The organism is Mesorhizobium sp. WSM4813, assembly GCF_055811555.1.
In genome coordinates this window covers 1-672 of sequence record NZ_JBVVQU010000156.1, presented here as the reverse complement: position 1 = coordinate 672, position 672 = coordinate 1, and the positions used below count along the sequence as shown (strand labels likewise).

Genomic DNA, 672 nt, shown 5'->3' with positions numbered 1-672 from the left:
TACCGCGCGCATGGTCAGCATGACATGCGCATGGGGTTTGGGCATGCCGTCCTCTGCCATGTCCCAATGCACATTGAGATCGGCAATCATGCCGCGGTCCACGAATTCGGCCTGCACGAAGTCGCGGGCAAGCTCGATGCCTTGGCGCACGCTCATCTCGCGCGGAAGGGCGAATTCGACCTCGCGGGCAAGCTGCGCATCCTTCCTGACCTCGAACGCCTCGACATCGTTCCACAGCCGTTCGCGGTCACTCCAAGCCTCGGGTGCATTGTCCGGCAGCATGACTTCGGAATGGACGACGCCGCGCTTGGCGGAGAAATCATGGACACGGTCAAGTCGTTCGTCGCGCAGCCGCGAGGCCGAACGGTAAGCAGCGGACGCCACCGCGCTGGAGCCGGACTTGCGGCCAATGACCTTGACGTGCAGATGATAGATCGCCATCGCGACCCGATCATTTGCACGACAAAGCCCACGTCGGCACGACGTATAAGCGCGCCCTCCCTCGAAAAAGTCTCGGGAGCGACCAGCCCGTCCCGAGCCGTCCCGGCAACCCTGGAGCATTCGGCAAAGTGCTCACCTATCATCATTGCACCGACAACTCATGGAGACGACGATGCGCAAACCACGGGACTTTGATGCGGAACTGAAGGCGCTGGAGGACAGGGCGCGCGA

The 672-nt window shown here is 62.2% G+C and carries 1 protein-coding gene; it reads right to left on the bottom strand.

The window, feature by feature from the left end:
* A partial coding sequence (locus AC0L25_RS32475) for a MobA/MobL family protein (RefSeq protein ID WP_473599194.1) occupies positions 1 to 441 on the bottom strand: 441 nt, incomplete at its 3' end.
* Between the last annotated feature and the right edge of the window lie 231 nt (positions 442 to 672).